This window comes from Sphingobacterium kyonggiense, assembly GCF_039536825.1.
Classification (GTDB): Bacteria; Bacteroidota; Bacteroidia; order Sphingobacteriales; family Sphingobacteriaceae; genus Sphingobacterium; species Sphingobacterium kyonggiense.
Genome location: NZ_BAAAZI010000012.1, coordinates 276,192 through 298,140 on the forward strand (window position 1 = coordinate 276,192; position 21,949 = coordinate 298,140).

Below are 21,949 nucleotides of genomic sequence, written 5' to 3' on the forward strand. Positions count from 1 at the left end.
GCTGTTTATTGATCCTCACAAATGAAATCTTGATGTTGAATAACCCAAGCTAAAAGGGCATTATTTTCTTCTTCTAGATTAAGTTTCCTACAAATCTTATGTCGGGTATTTTTCACGGTATACGGACTTAGGAAAAGCTGTTGAGCAATTTGTTTGGTAGTCAATCGTTTGGCGATCAATTTGATTACCTGAAGCTCTTGTGGACTAAGCTGGCTAATGACTGGTGGAATATATTTTTTACTATTCTGTTCCTCTCTTTGCAATCTCTTCAAGCTTGGTTGAATTCCAGCATAAAGTCTATTTTCATCCAAAGGTTTGATGATGTAATTCTCAGGCGCCAATTCAAATGCTCGATTCATAATGTGTTTTGACTGGTAAGAAGTAATAAATAACACAGCAAAATCATTGTCCTTTCGCATTATTTTCATCAAATCAATTCCATCGATATCTTCCTGTAATTCTATGTCGCATAGCACCAAGTTCGGTTTAAATAAAGGCAGCTCTTCAAGCACCTCTTCCTTAGTAACACAGATGGACAGTTCCAACTCCGGGTAATTACTCCGGAGATGGTGTTCAATAAACCGAGCTATGATAACCTCGTCCTCAACAATCAATACCCGTAAAACCATAATTTAGTGGAAATTTAAACTCGTAACGAAATCTATTTTCTAGGTTGAGTACAATAGTTCCTTTGACTTGTCTAACCAGATCCTTAATCAAGGAAATACCAAGTGAACCACTTGCACGATCTACAGAAACATCAATTGCATTATCTTCATATACAAAATGTAAAATTTCTCCCGCTTTCCAAAAATGCAAAAATATGGTAGGGTCTTTTTGCTTTCCATTAAGAAAGGCATATTTATAGGAATTGGTAATCAATTCGGTCAAAATAATCCCAAGTGGCAAAGAAACTTTAGGCTGTACACAGCAATTAGGTTCTACTTGACAATGCACATGTATTAAATTACCCGGATCATATACATATTGCAACTTCCTAGCACTTTCGAGCACCAATTCTTCTAAATCAATCTCTTCACCTTTATGTTCTAACAACAATTGGTTTACCAACATCATGGCTCTAATCCGATCGCGCATGGACAACATAGCAGGGGCATCCTCTTTTTCCATACTACTCATAGAACTCAAACTATATAATAATTGCAGGTTATTTTTCACACGGTGATTCACTTCATCAATTAACGTTTCAATAAATTGATTCTTCTCCAGCAATTCTATCCGTTGATCCTCTAAAATTAAATTTGCCTCCAACAACTCAGCCGTCCTATCCATAACTTTCTGTTCTATGGACTCATTATGCTCCTTTTGCATCCGATTATTATCCTCTAATAATTCAATCTGCTCCTCTTCAATCATTCTTAACTTCAAGCGAATTCCAATTAAAAATAATATCGTGATCACAGTTATTGACAATAGCGTAATCATAGGAATGAATAGCAATAATCGCTCTTTAAATAAAAGTGCACCAAATATTAATACCAAGATCCCTACGACAAATAAAACTATTCCAAAGACTAAAAACTTTTGTGTTTTATCAATTTTTGGCCATAATCGGATAAAAGTAATGGTCAAAAAACTGATGTTGATTACCCCCATGGCAAATGTTAGCACATTGATCTGACGAAAATTCCCAGTGTGATAGCTGTAAATAAATGATATAGCAGAAAGAAAGGCAACCATAGACATAATGATAATAGCTCCTTTATAGGCTGAAATGCTTAATTTCTTCAGATTTAAGAAATCAATCATCAATAAATAAAAACTAATTGTCCCCAATCTCTGCAAGGATGGCAACAATGCCCACCCTAGTTTGGGGTCTTCGGGGAAGAAATAATCAATAAATTCGGGATGTAGTGCATAACTGTACAGCCCTAAGCTTAGCAAGAAGCAAAAAATCCAAATATAGGGTCGAAAGCGTGTTACTATCCATGAAAGAGCTATATAGATCAATAATGCAATAACTGCCCCCAGTAAAAAAGCATCCGTCAGTTCTGTATCTTTAGTCAATTTACCATGTACACTCCAATTTTCAAGGTAAAAATCAATGTAAGGCGTGTACCCTTTTATATGTTCAACCCGAAATAAAAGTGTGTATTCCTTTGAAGGTTCCAGATCAAGTGAAAACTGAAACCGTTTATCATCCGAAAATATTTGCGATCGAGGACGAAAAGCTCCATTCTTCTTATGTGTCAGTAGTTCCGAACCTTCGTAGAGGTATAAGTCAACAAATGTCAAATTACTGAAAGAAAGCACATAACGATTATCCCGGAGATTTGCTGCAGTCACTAATGGCATTTTAACCCAATATACTGCGCCCGCCTCTAACTCCTTTATCGCTGAAAATGGTTTGAATATAAAGTCAGTAGAATAATAATATGGTGCATCTGACACATCTGTATCAGCTTTGGCAATTTGATAATATTCTCGCAGAAAGATTAATTCGTCCTTGTTCTGGTTACTTAGTTCAAGAGGCTGCGCCTTCGCAATTACTTCCTTTGAAAACAACAGGCAATTTAGGACGCATAGGTAATAGATAAGTTTCATAATCTGGTTCAAAACATCAAACGAAATTACAGTTATACGACTAAATATATTGATTTCAGGTAAAATAGAACCCTGGGGTCTATATTATGGTTCTTCTTAGTCTCCTAATTTTGCTTGCATGTTACAACAGCAATTTAATCAAACAATTTAGAAACCATTATGAAAAGATTAACTTTTATCCTATCAGCCTTACTTATTCTAGGCATTAGTTCTTGTTCAAAACCTGAACAAGGAAATCAAAGCGAGGAGCTTATTGATTTAACACTAAAAATCAGCCAAGACAACAGTTACGCAATAGAACCTTCGGCCCAAGGCAGCACCGTGACAGTAAAAAATGCATTCGTGGTCTTTACAGACAACATAGACAATATCACCAATCGCTTCAAAATCATTACATCTGGCACCCCTGTAGATGGTGAGATTTTGGTAAGTGATTGGAATGCAGGGATAAACTTTCCCAAGGTCAAATCAACAGCAAACAGAGTCTACGTGTTAGGAAATGTTCCTTCCGGAATCACCATTCCATCGGCGGGTAAATTGAATCCTGTCATTTCTTCCTTTGAAACAAATCTCATTACTTCATCCAATCAAAGTAATATACAAAACGCATACCTTGCAGGAAGTCAATTCTTTACTCCAAACCCTACCGTAAATTTTGTTACCATCAATATAAAACCACTGGTTTCAAGAATTGAAATAAAAGGTATCAAAGCAGCTGGAAACATAACAGGTTTCAAAGTAAAAGGAATCTATATCGATAGAACTTTAAAATTTGTCAATCTGGCTGGATCCTCAAACAACACTTACTTTACGGCAAACTCTACTGATTTTCAACCAACAGTCCCTGTTGTTTATAACGAATTCCCATTTTTAATGGATTATAATGCCGCGGGATTAGCAACATCGGTATCAAATGTGGCAAAACCTACTGCATCCAATGTCTGGGCTTACAATATCCTGCCAAATTATGGGCAATCTCCAAGAATTATTATTCGTCTTGAAGAAGTAACTTACGTAGGTGGATCATTCAACTCCCCAATGTTCCTCACAATAAATGGCTTAAAAACAGAAGGTGGGATGCCTATATCTGTTAATTTTGGAAAAATATATAACCTCGATGAAACCAATTTGATTTTCACCGAAGAAAATCTTTCTTCTCTGCCTAATTTATTGCCAATTTCTGTAAGCCCAACCATTTTACCTTTGCCTTGGACAACTGAAAATGTAAAACCAGATTATAATTAGATTAACATTTATCCTTTCCATTCATGTTGACCAAAATATTACATATCTTCTTTTTAATGATTTTCCTTTTCTCATCATGTGGAAAGGAAGATCATTGGTCGAATGATCGAGGATATAAGCAGGTACTTCTGATTTATCTAGCTGTAGACAATAATCTATCTTCAGAAGGGTTAGTAAAATTGGATCTAATAGCTAAGTATTGGCACAAAGATGATGGCCATGAAATAATAGCCTACCTGGATCAAAAGAATAAAGAAACCCAATTACTCCGATTGGACGTTGATAAAAAATTCAAACCCATTCAAACCTTTCAACCTCATTCCGCTGTTGACCCAAATTTCCTTCAAGAACTACTCATTAACTTGAGGAATGATTTTCCATCTGAAAGTTATGGTCTTCTGTATTTCTCCCATGCCAGTGGATGGCTACCTGAGAATACACTGAATCAGTTGAACAATACTAGATTAGAACCTGTAATCAATAGGACTAAAAAGAGCGGAAAGGAACAAAAATCTTCCATCGGCATTGATCGAGATCAAGAAATGGAACTGTATGAATTTGCCCACGCTATTCCAAATAATTTTTTTGAATATATTGTTTTCGAAGCGTGTTATATGGCAGGAATTGAGGTGGCCTATGAACTGAAAGATAAAACAAAATATATTTTAGCCTCATCCTCCGAATTATTTTCACCTGGCTTTAGCTATGTTTATCCGAATGCTATTAATCAACTCGTTGGAAAGCAAAAAAATCTATTCAGCTTTGCACAAAAAGCCTTCAATTATTGGAATCAGGCTTCATTATTCACCAAATCTTGTACTTTAAGCCTTATAAATACAGAGGATATTCAACAATTAGCAGATTGGATAAAAAAACGTTATCACTTATTTCCTACAATTAATCATGCGAGTGTTCAATGCTTTGATCGAGGAACAACCCGATTATTCTTTGATTTTCGAACATATGTAGTTCCATTGGCTAAAAGTGATCAAGAATTGCTTCAACTCGATCAAATTTTATCTAACATCGTATTGTGGAAGAATAATACGGATATGCTCAATACACTTGCAGGAGACCAGTCAATTTCGACACATTCTGGTTTGACTTGTTATATTCCTCAACAACAATATAGTGCCTTATGGTCTGCCTATCAAAAATTAGCTTGGTATAAAGCAATCGCTCCGTAACACATTATAAACCAATTTAATTAATTTAGCATGATTAGTATTATAAACCCCAACATGAAAACACGTTTCCGAGATCAAAAGCTTAGGATTTCCGAATTTTATAAAAAAGTATTTATCCAATGTCCTCGATGTGATTTAAAGGCAATTTCTACGGTTGATTATGAAACCCGAAATGCAAGGTTGCTTTGTGAAAACTGTACCTATAATAAGGATTGCAGCACAGAAACAACTTTTTTTGGTTCTACAGGAAATTTAATTTTACCTGCTCATCAATACTTTTATGCCAACCTTTGGTTACTAGCTCCTTTTAAAAATGATATTGTTTGGGCATACAACTATGACCATCTAGATTATTTAGAAGCCTATATAGGAGCTAAATTGAGAGAAAAACAAGATCGTGAGCATTATACTTTATTAGAAAAATTACCTCTTTTTTATCATGACCGAAAAAATAGAGACTCCTTGTTAAAACTTATCTCAAAATTACGCTTAAAGTAAAACGAATAGAGATATTGGAACTTTTTGCAAGTAATTCTCGTCTCATTGGTCAAAAAATGTGTAATTCACATCCTTTTAATTTGTAATCAAAATTAACCAACCTATCACTGTTCACGAATTACCTAATAACTAAAAACAAAAAGAAAGTTTTTAAATTATATAATCGTACATTTGAAAAATCGTATCACCAATAAAAAACAGTTAAGCAGCACTTTTTGACCAATTTAATATTGTAAAATCATTTTTTGAACCATACCCTAGGGTGTGTTTTTAAATGATGTTTAAAACTGGAAGATTTTTCAAATGAATGAAGAGCAAAACACGGCCTATTCAACACTCTTGACTGCTATTGAGCAAAGCAATGAAAAGGCATTTGTTATGCTTTATGATCTTTTCTCAAAAGATCTCTCCAAATATATCCTCTCTAAAGTATCTGATCTAGATTTGGCGCAGGATATATTACATGACCTCTTTTTATCGGTCTGGAAAAATAAAGATAAACTTAAAGAAATTAAAAGCTTACCTGCCTATCTATATAGTTCATGTAGATACCTGATCATGGCTTATTATCGTAAAAGAGTTAATTCGGAAGTTTCAGAAATCGATTTAAGCCAATTGGATATCTTGGATGAATCTGTAGAACTAGAAGATCGATTACACTACCGCTATATTATTGATTTAGTGGAACAGGAAATAGAAAATCTTCCTGAAAAATGTAAGGCTGTATTCAAGATGAGCCGATACGAATACTTAAGCAATAAAGAGATTGCTACGCGTTTGGACATATCGGAATCAACTGTCGAAAAGCATATCAACAAAGCCATTTCCCGCTTAAGATCTATTAGTAAACTGTATACCAACCTTGTTTAGCTGATATTTTTTACCACTGAATATCAACATCTTATAAAGTATTTTATTTTTTCTCACCTATTGAGTAGAAGCTAATAGCAAGTTTTGACACTTACCTATTAACGGCTCAGTAAACCACCCCGATTATGATTGACAAAAACAGGTTATTGCAATTACTTACAAAATTCCATGCAAACAAGGAAAGCAGGGCTGAGCGCGATGAATTGTTGAAATGGTATGAAGACCAAGAAGGCAAACCTTATTCAATTGCTGAAGAAGAAGAAGTTCGAAATGGCGCTAAAGAACGATTGATACAATCAATTTCTGCACGTCCTACAAAGCGTTTTCCATATCCGTTAGTTTGGTTACCAGTAGCAGCGGCTATGCTTATTGTAGGTTTCATTGGTTTTAAATACTTCTTCGCCAATAACGAAAAGCTAGCCAGCATGGAAGAATTAAGCCAAATAAAACCGGCGAAAGAACATGCGATCATGACCTTAGAAAATGGCAAAGAGATAAATCTTGACCAATTGGCATTGAACGAAGAGGTCCAGGTAGACAACTTAATTATCAAGAAGGATGAAAATGGCAAGGTTAGCTATTTTGTAGCCAACACCAATGAACCGATCAATCAAATGAATAGTATTCATGTACCTATAGCAGCAACATTTCCAATCACGTTAAGTGATGGAACTCGAGTGTTATTAAATTCGGATTCAAAACTCTCTTTCCCTAGTACTTTCGATGCAAAGGAAAGAATTGTTGAACTTGAAGGGGAAGGCTATTTTGAAGTGGCTCATTTATCGAATAATTCGCGTTTCATTGTCAAAACTGCCGATCAAACAATAGAAGTACTGGGTACTAAATTCAACATTAAAGGCTATAAATCCGAAGAAACTACACAAACAAGTCTGAAAGAAGGATCTGTAAAAGTATCTGACAATTATGGAAAGCAGCTTTTATTGAAACCTAATCAACAAGCAAAATCCAATGGATCAAATCCTTTAGCATTAGCGCAGGTCAATATGGATCAAGTATTGGGTTGGACGAATGGTGAGTTCTTTTTTGATGGGAATAACACCAATGAAGTGTTAAGAGAAATAGCCAGATGGTACAATATCGATATTGAGAATAAAATAGCATCACATGCACCCAACCAATATGTTGGGGCAATACCTAGAAACCTCACCTTAAATCGATTGGTGGAGTTGCTAAATTATGCGGGATTAAAATCGACCGCCACCATTATGAATAACCAACGTATTAAACTACAAATTTACTAACCTAAAAATCAAATGATGAAAAAAAGAAATTACGCACCTTAAAACTGGAAAAATAGTCTATAAAAAAACGGACCCTGTTGGCCCAGGATCCGCTAAATAAGGCTGTTTGACTAATGAAAATCCATTTTAATTAATTATCACAACCCAATAATCTAAATTAATGAAATTTAATTTATTTCCATTCTCTATGAACGGGATTTTTTACGGCTACGACCAAAAACCGGTTGTAACATGTAAAAATCAGTTGATAGATGAGCAGGCAAAGGAAACAATTTCTTTCGGACCTATAACGAGACTATTGATGAAAATAAACATCATCGCCATGATCATTGTATTGGCTATGACACAAGTCAATGCACGCTCATTAGCACAACAAATCACCTTGAAACGAGAAAATGTAAAACTTTCTACTGTTCTCAAGGACCTTGAAAAACAAAGTGGTTATAACTTCTTCTACAAGAAGACGGACATTGAACAGATCAAGGAAATTAATGTAAACTTTAATTCAACTCCCTTAAATGCGGTTTTGAACAGCATTCTTGCACCTCGCAATCTGACTTTCGAATATTTCGACAAAACGATTGTGATAAAAAAGGAAGGTGCTGTTTCTTCGACTGGTTCTATAGACTTATCGGAGCTTAAACCTTCGTTTGAACAACAACAGCAAGTCAATGGAAAGGTAGTCGACGAAAATGGTAGACCTATTCCCGGAGCAACTGTTCGTGTAAAATCCTCTTCAGCAAAGGTGGTTGTAACAGATAAAGAAGGAAATTTCGTCCTTCCTATTACGGCTATCAATGAGACCATTGTTGTTTCTTTTATAGGGTATGCTAATCAAGAGTTAAAAGCAACACTTACCTCTTCTGGATTAACTGTTAGAATGAAACCTGTAAGCAACGAGGTAGATGAAATCGTTGTAACTGGTATGATGGAGTTTAAGAAAGAATCCTTCTCGGGAGCAACAGCTAAATTCAAACGTGAAGAACTAAAACAGGTAGCAAATACCAATGTTATACAGGCTCTTAAATCACTTGATCCATCCTTCTTGGTAATGGAGAACAACTTGAGTGGTGCGAATCCTAACATTCTTCCAAATATTGAGTTACGTGGTCAGACTAGTATTACCAGCGACAACTTACGTGATGTTTTTACCGATGACCCCAATCAACCATTATTTATCTTGGATGGATTCCAAAGTAACCTGAGAGCAATATTGGATTTAGACATGAACCGCATTGAATCGATCACCATCCTGAAAGATGCAAGTTCAACGGCAATCTATGGTTCAAGAGCTTCCAATGGTGTCGTAGTGGTAGAAACTATCCGTCCTAAAGCTGGAGAGCTTCGCTTAAACTACTCCTCAGATATGAACTTAGAGTTAGCTGATTTAGGTTCATATAATATGATGAATGCTGCAGAGAAATTGGAGTTTGAAAAATTAACCGGCATTTACACCGCATTATCACATCAGCAAGAACTACAACATACCTATTACGATCCTTTATACAACAGAAAGTTAGAAAATGTTCTGAGCGGTGTAGATACTTATTGGTTAAAAACCCCAGTACGTACTGGATTCGCACATAGACATTCATTGTATGCGGAGGGTGGTAATGATAACTTCGTATTTAATGTTGGAGGTAACTATAAAAATAACAATGCTGTCATGAAAGGCTCTGGTCGTGAAGAGTGGGGAGCACGTAGTAACTTAGTATATCGTAAAGATAAATTGAGTGCTATCAACAACTTAACCATTAGTGGAAACTCTGCAGACGAATCTAATTATGGATCGTTTTCTACTTGGGTAAATATGAATCCCTACTATTCTAATTTGGATCCTTATAATCCAATTATTGAAAAATATATCGAACAGGAATATGGAAAGGAATATCTGGTTTATAACCCTCTATATAACACCATGTTGAATAGTTATGACAACACCAAACAATTTGGCATCGTCAATAATTTTCAATTGATTTACAATTTATCCAAAGCATGGCGTGCAACAGGATCTTTCCAAATCAGAAAAAACAATACAACCGCAAATGCATTTGTTTCACCATTAAACACGAGGTTCCAAAACACGACTGTACTTGAAAAAGGTTCATTTAACAATAGAGAGCTAGACCAGATTTCTTACACAGCTAATGCAATGATTTCGTATGCTAAAAGTATCAATAAACATACTTTAAACTCAAGCTTCCGCGTTGAATTCTCTGATAACAACAACAAATCTTTAGGATTTAATGCTGTTGGATTCCCTTTAACTAGTAACGGCAATCCTGCTTTTGCTTACGGCTACCCTGAAAATGGATTGCCAAATGCGCAGAAAACAATCAGTAGAAGAAATTCATTTATTGGTGCATTAAACTACAGCTACGATAATCGTTATAATTCAGACTTATCCTTTAACTATGATGGTTCAACTGCATTTGGTCGTCAAAACTCTTATTCACCTTTCTTTGCGGTTGGTGGAAGCTGGAACATCCATAATGAAGCCTTCTTAAAAGGAAACCCAATGGTATCTCAGTTGAGATTACGGGCAAATTATGGGGTAACAGGAAACCAAAACTTTAGCTCTACGACCTCTATATCTACTTACAATTATTTATCGTCATACAATTACAGCGGACAAGGGGTAACTTTAGCAACTTTTGCTAATGAAAATTTACGCTGGCAGAAAACAAATCAATTTAGTGCGGGTATTGACGCGACATTATTAGATGACAGATTGAACCTGACTTTCAATGCTTATGAGAAAATCACAAACGATCTAGCTGTAGCCATTGACCTCCCTGCTTCGACTGGCTTAAGGGCTTATCCTTTTAACGCAGGTGACTTGACCGTACGTGGTATAGAATTAATTGCCAAGTATAATGTTATTCACAGACCAAAAGAAGGATTCATTTGGAATGTTGGAGTCACTGGTGCTAGAAGTCAACAGAAATACAACAACTTTAATAATTTATTAGCTGGACTAAACCAAAGTTTACAGAATTCAGCTTCGTTAATTCGTTATAAAGACGGCTTTAGTCCTAATGATTTATGGGCGGTTCGATCGTTAGGAATTGACCCTGCTACTGGTCGAGAATTATTCCTGAAAAAAGATGGTTCCAAAACTTTTGATTACGACCCTAAAGATATTGTAGCTATTGGCAATGGTAATCCTAAAATCCAAGGAGTCTTAAGCACCAATTTAAATTACAAAGGATTTACATTTGGAGCTTACATGCGTTTCATTTACGATCAAGATGTCATGAACTCTGCTTTATTTAGTAAAGTAGAAAACATTAGTTTAAGCAGTGTAATCAATAACAATCAAGACAAAAGAGCATTGTATGACCGTTGGAAAACAGTTGGTGATATTGCACAATTCAGAGGTATTTCCATCACTGAACACACAAATCCATCCTCTCGTTTCATTCAACAAGAAAATTCATTCTCCTTAGAATCCATTTCTATCGGATATGATTTTAGAGATGCCAACTGGCTTCGCAGAACAGGATTGAAAAACTTACGAATTTCAGGCATTACAAACGAAGTATTTCGTTGGTCTACTATTCGTCGTGAACGTGGTATTGATTATCCTTATTCTAAAATGTATTCATTTTCCATCAACGCCAATTTTTAAGTCATGAAAAAATTAACAAATACAATTCGAATTATCCTTTTTGGCTTAATGGGTTTATTATCCTTTTCTTCTTGCCAAAAATGGTTAGATGTGCAACCTGAAGATAAATTTACAAAAGATCAAATCTATAACACAGAGGCTGGTGTTTTGGAAGCTTACAATGGACTCCTTCTGAAATTAGCGGCTGATAACTTGTATGGTAATAAAATGACATTAACCAATTTGGAGGTCATGGCTCATAGATACCGTATTACGAGTTCGACAAATCCATTAATTGATTTCCAGGAATTTCAATATACAGAAGTGTCTCCAAAAGTCTTCTTCTCAGGAGTATGGAGTGGCCTATATTCCACAATTGCAAATATCAATGATTTTACTACTGTACTACCTACAGTGGAAAACGGCATGAGTACTCATCTAAAGCAATTGTTAATCGGTGAGTCAATTGGATTAAGAGCATTTCTTCATTTCGATTTATTACGCATATTTGGTCCAGCTTATACTGAAGAATCGAAGTCCTTAGAGGCCATCCCTTATGTAGATAAATTATCTACAGAAATTCAGCCCTTCTTATCTTCAGAATTGGTAGTATCTAAAATCTTAGCTGATATTACTACTGCAAAACAAATCTTATCCGCCGAAGATGTTAAATCTTTGGCAGATTCCATGAGCTATAAAAACAACAGATTCAATTACTACGCTGTTGTGGCTTTAGAGGCTCGCGTTCAACAATGGGCAGGAAATAAGGAAGCTGCTTTAGCTGCTGCTCAAGAAGTCATTGATGCAGAAGATAATTTCCCTTGGATTACACACCAAAAAATTACAGCAAATGGAGCTAATCCAGATCGCAAGTTCTTTACTGAAGTCATCTTTTCTATTTTTAACAATAAACTATATGATGTACAAAAAGAAAAATTTGACTCAAATCTTCAAGAGTCTGACATCTTAGCTACCGGACAAAATAACCTTGTCAATCTAGTTTATGAAAATAATGTTTCAGACTATCGTTATACCTATTCATGGCCAGAAGCAACTACTGGAGTTGCTTATAGAACCTTTGTAAAATACCAGGATATCACAGATAAAACCATAACCAGCAGGTATATGGTTCCATTAATTCGGATTTCAGAAATGTATTATATCGCTGCGGAATCTACTACAGATCAAGCCCAGGCCTTATCATACTTAAACACCGTAAGAAACCACCGTAATCTATCTGCTAATATTACAGATTATGCACAATTTGAAAATGAATTAACCAAAGAATACATGAAGGAATTTTATGGTGAAGGACAATTGTGGTATTTCTATAAGCGCAAACAAAAAACCAATATTTTCTCCGTAAATACAGGTGATAATAAATTGAATGTAACCAATGCGGCATACTCAGTTGCAATTCCTGAAGAAGAAACTAATGGTCGTTAATCTTTAATCACATGAAATACATAAATAATTACATATGGCTTCTTTTGATAGTTTTGTTTGCACAAGGCTGTAAAGAAGATACCCTTTCCACATACCCAGAAGAAGAGGGCGGAGACAACATCTATTTTGTTGAGAAATTTTTCAGGAACTCTCAAGATCCTATGGTCAGAATGATCTCTTTGGGGCAAACCCCAACTAGTGTGAAGGATAGTTTAATCAATATTCTTATCCGAACCACTGGGGAACCATCTACAGAGGATAGACCTGTAACAGTGTATGCTGCAGACACTTCTTCCATGAAGGAAGGTGTGCATTACGACTTCGTTGGATCACCAAAAATCCGTGCAGGTCGTGTCACTGATACATTGCAAGTGTTATTACACCGAACAGAAGATCTTTTAACGACTCGTGTCTATTTAAATCTTCAATTAAAAGGTAATGAAAACTTCCAAACCAATATTGCTACTAAAAAGAACGGCAGTAATGTTCAGGATTTATTAAGTCTACAGCTTTATTTGGATGACCTTTTCCCTGTACCGTATTTATGGACAACATTTTCAGGAAAATCCTTAGTAGAGGGTTATTGGGGTCCTTATTCTAGAAAAAAGGTAGAATTGATGTTAGAGGTAATGAAAGTGGATGCTAGTGTATTCTACGATAGCAAAAAACCATTTTCCCTTGGTACTCTACTCAACTTTGCTAGTTACATGAAATACTGGTTAACAAAAGAGGAAAATGAAGGTCGAATTTACTACGATGACAAAGGAAACAAAATCACAATGGGACCTTTTGCAAATTAAGCCAAAATGAAAAAGAATTTACTAATAATGCTATTCTTCGCCAGCGTTTTGGCGGTTAGCTGTAATAAAGATCTTGGAAATTATTCTTATTCGGAACTGGACCAAATGGCCATTGCTGATTTCCCAGATACAGTCAATATTAAAGTTGGAGATGAACTCCTTATTTCTCCTAACCTTACTTTAGGAAATGGTGCTTATAATCCTGAGGAATTCACTTATGAATGGTATTCCTATGATTATTCAACAGGAAATGACTCAAAAGCAAGAATTTTTTTAGGTAAAGAATTAACCTTAAAAACTATACCTAAAATGCTAGTTGGACAATACCGTTCTTATTTAAAAGTTACGCATGTTACAACAGGAAGAATATGGTCTTATAAATACATCCTTAATATTGATGGAACTTTTGGTAAAGTAGGTTGGTTTGTTCTATCGGCAAAAGATGAAAAAGCTCATTTAGATTACTTCCAAGATGATCCTAAAAATTGGAATAGCAATGGAACTGTCTATAGAGATATTAATACATTTTGGAATGACCAAATCACGAATACATCTATTGATTTTCAAGGTGAACCAGTTTCTATGGAAATTTTTTACAATCGTGACCCTGTTGTCCCTGCAGTTAAATCCTACTTGTATGTAAATACGAAAAGTCAAACCTACAAGATCAACCAATCGGACGGATTTACTTACAATTCGGTAAAAAACAATTTCAAAAATGAAACAGCTAGTGGAAGCCCTGCCTCCGCAGAATTTCTTTCTCCTAGTGATGATTTCGCTAATTTAGCTTATAAGGATAATAATATTTATAGTTATTACTATATGCTAAATAAATATTATAATGTTCCTTTAAATAATAATCCAAATGGCACAGTATATCGAGTTGCTCCTTTTATCGCCATGCCGATGGGTAATTTTTATTTGTACTCGATGTACTACGATATGGATGCGAAACGCTTCATGCGTACTTTTTATACATCTGCAAGAGGAACTGTTGTTAACTTTCAAAGTGGTGATTTTAGCACAGCAGACACAAAAATGGATATGGTTTGGATGTCCCACACCGCAGCATTCAACGGTCAAACTGTAGCAATTCTTAAAAAGGACAGTCAATATTTTTTAGTTAGAATCAATTTCACAGCAAATGGAGCAGTCTCTTTACATTCTGTAACCGATGTGACCTCAATCTTAACAGACTTATCCTCAGCTAAACATTTTGCCTTAGATAATAAATATGGGTATTTATTCTATGTGGCAAATGACAAGCTTTATCAGTTTGAAATGGACACCAAAACCTTAAAAGTAGCTAAAAACTTAAATGGACGTAAGGTTTCTTTATTAAAATCAGAAAGGTTAGTAAGATTACATCCTTCATCAGGCTATAGTATCAATTTTACAGCTCGTATGGATCCTGTTTTATACAGCATCATCTTAGGAACTTACGATGAAGGTAGTCCAAACACTTCCGGCAAGGTGGAATTCTTGCATGTACAGGGTTTAATGGGTGACCTTATACAAACCATCAAGCCAATGGAAGGTTTTGGTATAGTTAAAGATGTTCAATATACCGATATGGTGTCCTAAGGCATTTTAACTACCCCATACTTTCATCTTGTAAAGTACATCAAATAAAAGATTAATTAACAGTTAGTGGTTTTATTTTGCATGTCAACCATAGATTTTGGAGGGAATAATTCCCGAGACAGAATTGTCCCTCCGATCCTATGGGAATGTTAAATCACTTTCCCTGCTCCAGATTCCTCATGTTATTCACACGTAAATTAGCTATACTATTTAGCCTATTGCTATGGTCAAGTCAGCAAATAAATGCCCAAGACATTAGCAGTAAACTTCAAGATGCATTCCTAAAAAAAGATAAAAGTAGTCTGCAATCCGTATTGTCAAGCAATTTCTCTATCGCTGGAAACACAGATGAATCTGCCCAATTTAGATTAGAGCAAATTATTAACAAATACCCTATCACCGCTTTTAAACAACTGGAAAACAACAAAGAAAAAACTAATAATACGATCCTACTGCAGGTTCATAAACCTAATAATACATTTGATACCACGTTGGTTCATTTATCCAATGATGGCAAAATCAAACATATTGACCTATTCGATAAATTGTATGGCTTGCAACGATTGCCTATAGCTAAACTTAGAGCAAGCATTCCATTTAAAAATCAAGCTGGAGCGATTATTTTCCAAGTATACATCAATAATCATCCAAAACCGCTGAATCTTCTATTTGATACCGGTGCAGACGGCATGGCTATCAATGAGGATGTGGCTAAAGAATTAAACCTAACGATTTCTCGTACCAACAACGCTTCTGTTGTAGGTGGAACTCAGCAAATACAAGTATCTGACAATAATAAAATTCGTATAGGAAACCTAGCACTTGACAACATGGGAATAGCCATCTTCCCAGCTCATAACGACAAACATACCGATGGACTTATTGGGAACACCTTGCTTAAAAGATTTTTAACCGAGGTAAATTATGACCAAAGTATCATCAACCTATATGATTTTGGTGCTTTTGAATATCCTAAAAAGGGTTTTACTGTACCCATTTCATTACCGGAAAGTTTAATCGAGATCCCCGCAAATCTAGAGCTTGTTGCTAATAAAAAAGCCGAAGGTCGTTTTATATTTGATACTGGGGCTTCGTATAACCTAATCTGCTTCCGTCCTTTTGTCCGCGAAAATAAAATGTTGGTCAGCGGCTTTAAACCGCAAGGGCAAACCTTCACCGTTAGCTTTGGAATCAATACCCCAACATTCTTTGGCAATGCCGCAGGTTTTACTATCCAGGGATTACCAAATTTAATAAACATGCCCGTTTCTTTAATGGGAGGTTCAGGCTCAGAGAATCAATGGAACCCTACTGAACAAGGATCTATCGGTAACCGATTGATTGCTCGTTATAACCTGATCGTCAATATCGCTGAAGGAGAAATTCATTTCTCCCCTAATAAACTATATGAACAACCTTTTGACTTTGTAATTCATAGCGCGGTATTAGGATGGAATGAAAAGGCACAATTGGTCATTCTAACGGATCCAGCCAGAAAGGAAATTCATGATAAAGTTGACCTCCCTATCAAAGAAATAAATGGTTTATCTGTGAAGGATCTCCTTAAGAAAAAAGAAAATATCCAAAAAATCATTGATCTATCTAAAAAAGGAAACATTACTGTCCAATTAGAAGATGGATCATTTTTATCCATTTAATCCAATACAAAACATTCCATAAAAATGAAAACTTTAACAACGATTGCATTCTCCCTATTCTTTCTATTTACAGCCTTGGCTCAACCCAGTAATATCACAGGAACCACGGAAAAAGGGAAATTTAAAAAAATCTACCTATACAAAGTCCTAAACGGAAGACTAAATGAAGTAGCAACCTATGTACCGGATGAAGAAGGTCGTTTCGCGTTTCGTTTCACTCCTGAGTACGAAGGCTTCTATTGTATTGGCTATGGCCAACCACACATGATTCAGGGAATGAACAAACTTTATTTCCGTGGAAAGGAAGATCTAACCGTAAAATTGAATACTGAAGGGCTTGAACTGATTAAAAGCAACAGTAAAGAGAATAATGCGTTAGCTAATTGGCATAAAATAAGCAATAACATTCAAAGCAAATCCACTAATATAGGCAACATGTCCACTTATGTTGACTTCTTCCCTGAGCTGGAAGAATTGCGGTCTAAATATGATTTATACAGTAAAAACCCGAAAACTGGAAATAAAATATTCGATGCCCTATTTCCTCAAATTGTAAAGAACGACATCGCTTTCTATGCTTTAAACTTTCTGTATACACCACATGCAGCACACCCTAGTAAAGAAGAATATACCGCATTCTACAACGATATCAATACCGATGAATACATGAATGATGGTTTATTAGCTTATCCATTTGGAGACCGCCTACTTTCTAGTCTTGTGATGTTCAAAAATATGGGAGGAAAAAAATTCGATATCAATAATCTGATTGAAAGCATCCCCAATCCAGCCTTAAAAGGTCAATATTTCTTAGCTTATGCTGAAAGATTAAAATCAATGGAAGATTACCTAGTCTTATTGGAAAAGAACAAATCAAATTTGATTCTCGAAGAGCAAAAACAACGTGCATCTGCTATTGAAGCAAAATTAGCAGAAACCAAAGCCGGAGTACCTGCCTTTAACTTCAGCTTTACCGATGTGAATGGGAAAGCCACTGGATTAACAGATCTACGTGGTAAAGTGGTATTACTTGACCTGTGGGCTACTTGGTGTGGCCCTTGTCGTGCAGAAGAACCACATTGGGAAAAACTCAATGAAGAATACAAGGACAAAGCTGTTGCATTTGTCGGAATCTCTACCGATCAAGACAAAGCAAAATGGGTAGAATATGTAAAAGAGAAAAATGCCAAAGGAATTCAACTACATGCTGGCCCAAGCAATCCGCTTTCGGAAGCATATAAGGTAAATGCAATTCCTCGATATATCCTAATTGACAAAAAAGGAAATCTAATCACCGCAGATAGTCCAAGACCATCAGATCCAAAACTTAGAGAACTTTTGGACACTTGGATAAAAAAATAGTTTGTTGTTTGTTTTATTTGTTGATGCAGCTCCCGGGCTGCATCTTCTTTTTCTACAGATCTCAGATTCAACCATTACCACTAACGCACAAGTTCCATAAAACATAAGACAGAATTTAGCGTTTAATAATAAAGTAAAATGCACTTATGTCTAAAAGAGAAGAAATAGTTAGAAATTACATCCAAGCTTATAATAACTTCGATGTAGAAGGAATGGTAGCTCATTTTTCCGATAATATTGTTTTTGAAAATATCCTGAACGGTCAAACGACCGATACCCTAGAAGGAATCGAGGATTTTAAAGAACAAGCTGAAACAGCAAAATCCTATTTCGAAGACAGAGAGCAAACCATCACGGAACTCATCGAACTGCGCGACAATATTGAAATCCGTATTCAATACACCGCGACTTTAGCAATAGACTTCCCAAATGGACTCAATAAAGGAGAAAAACTAGAACTCGCCGGAAAATCAATTTTTCAATTCAATGATGATGACCAAGTCGTAAGACTATTGGATATAGCTTAATAGACCGCTACGCCCTGAGGGCAGTATTTAGTAAAAAGTATTTAGTAGTTAGACCTATTGGCGATTACTATTCCCAACTCAGAGCGAAGTGAAGAGTCTCCTTTTTCCTCCCAAACATCCCGTTCATCCTAAAACGAAGGTTTAGGATCTTTGAACTATATAGGGATTTAAGGATTTTTATTTATTTAAACGGTCGAAGCATGCTTCGACCCTACAGTTATGGTATTTAGGTATCTTAAAATCACGAATGTTTGTAAGATGGATGCATGCATCGTCCGGTCAATTTAATTTAATTATATATTTATAAACGGGCAGACATTCCGCTCGTTTTCATCAGGGATAAACCTCTCTTCAAACTCGCTCAGTACTGCCCCTAGCGAACGTACAATCTATACAGTTTTCTAACCGCCCAGTAATCCGCCACGCGTAGGGGCAGTACTTAGTGCAACGGAATGTCTGCCCGTTGAAAAGTATAAAGTTTTAAATAGTGAGTACATTTAGATCTGAGGCTGTGCTAGACATGAGACCGCTTCGCTAATAGAAAAGGGTATAAGGTTGGATTTTCCGTTTCATGTAGGGCGATGCATGCATCGCCCGCCTATAAAACTATTCCCTTTTATTCTTTAAAACAATTCTGATTTACAGAAAAATGGTTTCTTCGGCCAGCCTCAGAATGAACTGGTCATGGGGAGGGGGGTACAAAGACTCTTCGCTTTGCTCTGAGTTGTAAATAGCAAATTTTTATCACGCCATAGGTCTTTATACTAAATACTAACTACTAACTACTACCGCAACAGCATAGCGATCTCTCTCTAAAAAGCATCCACAACAGCATTCACAAACTCAATCTCATCATCGCTTAGATTGATATCCATGGCTTTCGCATTTTCTACTGCTTGTTTGGCATTTCTAGCACCAGCAAGTGCAATGGTAATACCAGGTCTCTCAACGGTCCAGCGTAGCACCAATTGACCTAGAGTTACCCCTTTATCATCTGCCAGCGGCTTTATGCGCTCCAATAAAATATTGGTTTTCTCCACAAAATCCGGTTGGAAGTGTGGTAATTTAGCGCGGTGATCCCCTTCCTGAAAAGTGTAACCTGGATGAATCTTTCCAGTTAACAAACCTCTTTCCAAAGGGCTATATGCTAATACTGCCTTGTTATGTTTTATACAATATGGAACCGTCTCTTCTTCAACAGCACGATTAACCATGGAGAAGGGAATCTGATTAGAAACCAAAGGAAGAGTTCGCTCCGCCTCAGCCATCAATTTAGCATCGTAATTACAAACACCCGCATAACGAACCTTCCCTTGTTCAATCAAACGCCCTACGGCCTCAAAGGTCTCGTCTAACGGCGTTGTACTATCTGGCCAATGGATTTGATACAAATCGATATAATCAGTGCCCAAACGCCTTAAACTCTGCTCACATTCATAAATCACACTATCCTTACCAGCAAACTTATAGATCTCGATATCTTCACCTTGATTGTTCTTACTATGGAAGGCAAAGTCTCCAGCTTCATGATCCCAGCGCATCCCAAATTTGGTAAGCAATTGGACCTGATCCCGAGGAATATCCTTCAACGCTTCACCAACAATTTCTTCACTTGTGCCCTGACCATAAATAGGAGCGGTATCAATGGAAGTAACGCCTAAATCATAGGCTGCACGAATGGCCTCTACAGCATCGTTCCTGTCGGTACTACCCCACATCCATCCGCCTGCTGCCCAAGCTCCAAATGTAATAACGGAGACATTTAAATCGCTGTTCTCTAAAAATCTATATTCCATGGCTTTTGTTTTTTATGTATCTATAACGAATTGATTTACAATATTGGTATAACATTGTCTTATAAAGATAAGGCATCCAAAATTTGCAAACAACTTAACTAATACATACACGAAGTTTACTTATATTTATTGTCAAAATCACAGGTAAGCATTATGAAAAAACTCCCAATCATTTTTTTTGCTGCAGCATCTATTTGTCTTGTAGCATGTAATTCAGCACAAAAGGCAGATTCAAAAGATTCTGTTTCCACAACTTCTCAAGCAGAAAAAGAAGTGGATAAGTCCGTACCTTATGAGGAAGCAAAAAATTACTTTGTAAAAAACACCGTTCCTTCAGGTGAAGTTGGTGCTCGTAAAATCGAAACTCAAGAGCATTTTGACTCTTACTTCGGCCCTGCGGCAACAATGGGAGAAAATGGAATGCCAACAAAAATTGATTTCAACACACATTTTGTAATCGCCATTTTATCACCAGAAACCGACTTAAAACGTGAAGATGTACATGTTGGTCTAAGCCAAATTGATAGCAATATTATCGTTTCTTTCCATGAGCATCTGGGTGAAAAAATGTCTTTCACCACAAGAGGTGCCACCATCTTGATCGTTGATAAAAAATACAACGGACCAGTTACACTTCAAGAATCAGAAGAAGATCACTCTGGACATGACCACGGTCATGATCATTCTCATTAATCAAATAAACTAGGATGCTGAAGCATCCTTTTTATCACTGTAAATTTCATCCAGCAGCTCATAAAGCTCTGGATGATCTTCCTTTAGGAGTTTTGGCTTTTGAAAGAAGTATTCCGAAACAACTGCTAAAAACTCCGCCGGATTAGTTGCTGCATAATCACGGATATCTGATTTATCTCTTCGGATAGCACTTATCGTTTGATGCATTTCCTCCAACCATGGCTGAATCAATTCCTTAGGTATCAAATATTCTGGAATTCCATCTACTTCTCCATCGGCTTTATCTATGAGGTGAACAAACTCATGTATGGCAGTATTACCATCTGAATTCTTAGAAAACCCAGCTAATAAGGCTGGCAAGGAAAGTATCATTTTTCGGTGCATCGCACCATCACCTACCATACCTAGTATATTACGTTTCTCTTCAGCGGTATTGTATTTCTCGTTGAATGTACCAGGATAAATCAGTACCTCATCTAGATTCTCATAAGACCAATTGTGAAAATGAAATAAGGGAATGGTTGCACTTGCGGCCACTAATACCCGGTGTTCATCGGTTATGGATACCCCTTTCTCTGGTGAAATCTTCGTCGTCTTTAGGAAGTAAGCAACCCGAGAAATAAAGACCTCTTGTTGATCCTTTGATAATCGATTGAAAAATCCTACATGTGCCGTTAAGACAGCTTGTATCTGCTCCGTACTAGGGATAACACTATTGACTATCTTCTTATTTCCTACTCTTTTCCATACGAAATAAATCATAATAGCACCAAACAAAAAAACCAATACAAGCATCCATATCGCACGATCATCCATAATTAAATACATTTTTATCCTAACGAATAT

General features: G+C 36.2%; 17 protein-coding genes. 13 read left to right on the forward strand and 4 right to left on the reverse strand.

The features are described from left to right. Positions 1–5: 5 nt before the first annotated feature. Both ABD676_RS15870 and ABD676_RS15875 read right to left on the reverse strand, forming a co-directional pair. The gene (locus ABD676_RS15870; RefSeq protein WP_344675715.1) at positions 6–629 is read right to left on the reverse strand and encodes a response regulator; all 624 of its coding nucleotides are present in this window, start codon (positions 627–629) and stop codon (positions 6–8) included. Then, positions 604–2,565, reverse strand: a complete 1,962-nt coding sequence (locus ABD676_RS15875) for a 7TM diverse intracellular signaling domain-containing protein (RefSeq protein ID WP_344675717.1) — start codon at positions 2,563–2,565, stop codon at positions 604–606. The genes ABD676_RS15870 and ABD676_RS15875 overlap by 26 nt, the downstream gene beginning before the upstream one ends. 159 nt (positions 2,566–2,724) lie before the next feature. On the opposite strand from ABD676_RS15875, the gene ABD676_RS15880 reads away from it, so the two are divergent. The 12 genes from ABD676_RS15880 (at position 2,725) to ABD676_RS15935 (ending at position 18,614) form a co-directional block, all read left to right on the forward strand. Next, complete coding sequence (locus ABD676_RS15880) at positions 2,725–3,810, forward strand: hypothetical protein (protein ID WP_344675718.1); 1,086 nt, start codon at positions 2,725–2,727, stop codon at positions 3,808–3,810. A 23-nt stretch (positions 3,811–3,833) separates the two neighbouring features. After that, on the forward strand, positions 3,834–4,997 hold the full coding sequence (locus tag ABD676_RS15885) for a clostripain-related cysteine peptidase (RefSeq protein ID WP_344675719.1): 1,164 nt from the start codon (positions 3,834–3,836) through the stop codon (positions 4,995–4,997). A gap of 54 nt (positions 4,998–5,051) precedes the next feature. Beyond that, the gene (locus ABD676_RS15890) at positions 5,052–5,495 is read left to right on the forward strand and encodes a hypothetical protein (RefSeq protein WP_344675720.1); all 444 of its coding nucleotides are present in this window, start codon (positions 5,052–5,054) and stop codon (positions 5,493–5,495) included. 303 nt (positions 5,496–5,798) lie between these two features. After that, positions 5,799–6,365 carry an RNA polymerase sigma factor gene (locus ABD676_RS15895; RefSeq protein ID WP_344675721.1) on the forward strand — a complete coding sequence of 189 codons (567 nt, stop codon included), beginning with the start codon at positions 5,799–5,801 and terminating at the stop codon, positions 6,363–6,365. A gap of 125 nt (positions 6,366–6,490) precedes the next feature. Further along, complete coding sequence (locus ABD676_RS15900; protein ID WP_344675722.1) at positions 6,491–7,627, forward strand: FecR domain-containing protein; 1,137 nt, start codon at positions 6,491–6,493, stop codon at positions 7,625–7,627. A 160-nt stretch (positions 7,628–7,787) separates the two neighbouring features. Further along, positions 7,788–11,258 (forward strand): SusC/RagA family TonB-linked outer membrane protein, encoded by a 3,471-nt coding sequence (locus tag ABD676_RS15905; protein ID WP_344675723.1) that lies wholly within the window; start codon positions 7,788–7,790, stop codon positions 11,256–11,258. A gap of 3 nt (positions 11,259–11,261) precedes the next feature. Beyond that, the gene (locus ABD676_RS15910) at positions 11,262–12,683 is read left to right on the forward strand and encodes a RagB/SusD family nutrient uptake outer membrane protein (protein WP_344675724.1); all 1,422 of its coding nucleotides are present in this window, start codon (positions 11,262–11,264) and stop codon (positions 12,681–12,683) included. Positions 12,684–12,694: 11 nt separating this feature from the next. Continuing rightward, positions 12,695–13,483: a DUF4843 domain-containing protein gene (locus ABD676_RS15915; RefSeq protein WP_344675725.1), complete on the forward strand. Its 789-nt coding sequence runs from the start codon at positions 12,695–12,697 to the stop codon at positions 13,481–13,483. Positions 13,484–13,489: 6 nt separating this feature from the next. Then, the gene (locus ABD676_RS15920) at positions 13,490–15,067 is read left to right on the forward strand and encodes a PKD-like family lipoprotein (protein ID WP_344675726.1); all 1,578 of its coding nucleotides are present in this window, start codon (positions 13,490–13,492) and stop codon (positions 15,065–15,067) included. Between the two features lie 179 nt (positions 15,068–15,246). Continuing rightward, a complete protein-coding gene (locus ABD676_RS15925) occupies positions 15,247–16,725 on the forward strand; it encodes a retropepsin-like aspartic protease (protein ID WP_344675727.1) in 1,479 nt (492 codons plus the stop codon). Between the two features lie 24 nt (positions 16,726–16,749). Beyond that, positions 16,750–18,087 carry a TlpA family protein disulfide reductase gene (locus tag ABD676_RS15930; RefSeq protein WP_344675728.1) on the forward strand — a complete coding sequence of 446 codons (1,338 nt, stop codon included), beginning with the start codon at positions 16,750–16,752 and terminating at the stop codon, positions 18,085–18,087. A gap of 146 nt (positions 18,088–18,233) precedes the next feature. Beyond that, on the forward strand, positions 18,234–18,614 hold the full coding sequence (locus tag ABD676_RS15935) for a nuclear transport factor 2 family protein (protein WP_344675729.1): 381 nt from the start codon (positions 18,234–18,236) through the stop codon (positions 18,612–18,614). 812 nt (positions 18,615–19,426) lie between these two features. Here ABD676_RS15935 and ABD676_RS15940 read toward each other — a convergent pair. After that, positions 19,427–20,410 carry an aldo/keto reductase gene (locus ABD676_RS15940; RefSeq protein WP_344675730.1) on the reverse strand — a complete coding sequence of 328 codons (984 nt, stop codon included), beginning with the start codon at positions 20,408–20,410 and terminating at the stop codon, positions 19,427–19,429. A 153-nt stretch (positions 20,411–20,563) separates the two neighbouring features. Here ABD676_RS15940 and ABD676_RS15945 point away from each other — a divergent pair, with 153 nt between their 5' ends. Continuing rightward, entirely contained in the window at positions 20,564–21,103 is a 540-nt protein-coding gene (locus ABD676_RS15945; RefSeq protein ID WP_344675731.1) for a hypothetical protein, read from the forward strand. Between the two features lie 9 nt (positions 21,104–21,112). Here ABD676_RS15945 and ABD676_RS15950 read toward each other — a convergent pair whose 3' ends face one another. Next, positions 21,113–21,931: a M90 family metallopeptidase gene (locus tag ABD676_RS15950; RefSeq protein ID WP_344675732.1), complete on the reverse strand. Its 819-nt coding sequence runs from the start codon at positions 21,929–21,931 to the stop codon at positions 21,113–21,115. Positions 21,932–21,949 lie beyond the last annotated feature (18 nt).